Here is a 1,051-nt window from a genome sequence, read left to right as displayed (position 1 = left end):
AATGTAAATCGGTGATTAGCGCAGCCCGGTAGCGCATCTGGTTTGGGACCAGAGGGTCAGAGGTTCGAATCCTCTATCACCGACCAATTAAATAAAAAAGCCTCGCGATAGTGAGGTTTTTTTATAATCAAGCATAAAAGCTTGATGTAAAGAACAGTGGTGATTGTAGCTCAGTTGGTAGAGTCCCGGATTGTGATTCCGGTTGTCGTGGGTTCGAACCCCATCAGTCACCCCATTATAAACAATAAAGCCTCGCATTAGCGGGGCTTTGTTGTATCTGGAATTTGAGTTCTTTAGAGTATTGGTAAGCAAGTAGGATTAATATCGTGACTTAAAAGGAAATACTATTCTCATAAATGTGCCTAGAGTTAAATTTACTGAAGCGGCAAAAATAGCGACTTTAGAGAGACTTGAACATTTACCTTTATATAGCCTCACATTCGTGGGGCTTTGTTGTATTTGGTTATTAATATTTTTGCGGATCCCAAACAGCTGTTCTAGAGGTTATACATGCATAGAGATTATTAATCATGATCAGTTTTAAGTAAGTTCACTTTGTGTTGCACCGCCATAAAAGGAAATATTGTTCCTGTATAGATGTGGCAAGAATGAAATTTGCTTAGATGTTTTTGAAAATAGCAACTTCAGCTTGTTTGGTTTTATACAAGCAAAAGCTGTTTGAGTGTAACGACTATAAAGGTATTGCACCAAAATGATCAGTTATAACGTGTGTTAGAGAGTTTATGACGCAATAACTATAAATGTGGGTTGTTTGGATAACTTTGCTTTAAATTCAATCAAAGCCTTGCTACATAAGTAAATAGATATCTGTATATAAAACGATCTACTGTGGATAACTTAGTGGGTAATGAGTGTTTTAACTGGATATAAGTTGAGTGTAAAAATTAATTGCCAGTTTTTGTTAAAAAGCGCTTGTGCAATCTCAAATACCCCCTATAATGCAACCCCACTGACACGGCAAACGGCGCGATAAGCGTGGTATGCAAAGTGTAAGCGGTTACTCACTAATACGTAGTTTGATTGATAAAGC

2 tRNA genes are annotated in these 1,051 nt (G+C 37.4%); both read left to right on the top strand.

The features are described from left to right. The first annotated feature begins 9 nt into the window (after window positions 1–9). Window positions 10–86: transfer RNA gene (locus tag JCM15074_RS20170), tRNA-Pro, on the top strand. Between the two features lie 73 nt (window positions 87–159). Next, a tRNA-His gene (locus JCM15074_RS20165) sits at window positions 160–235 on the top strand. Window positions 236–1,051 lie beyond the last annotated feature (816 nt).

The sequence above is a fragment of the Shewanella marina JCM 15074 genome (assembly GCF_000614975.1).
Classification (GTDB): Bacteria; Pseudomonadota; Gammaproteobacteria; order Enterobacterales; family Shewanellaceae; genus Shewanella; species Shewanella marina.
This window is presented reverse-complemented; position numbering and strand designations above follow the sequence as displayed.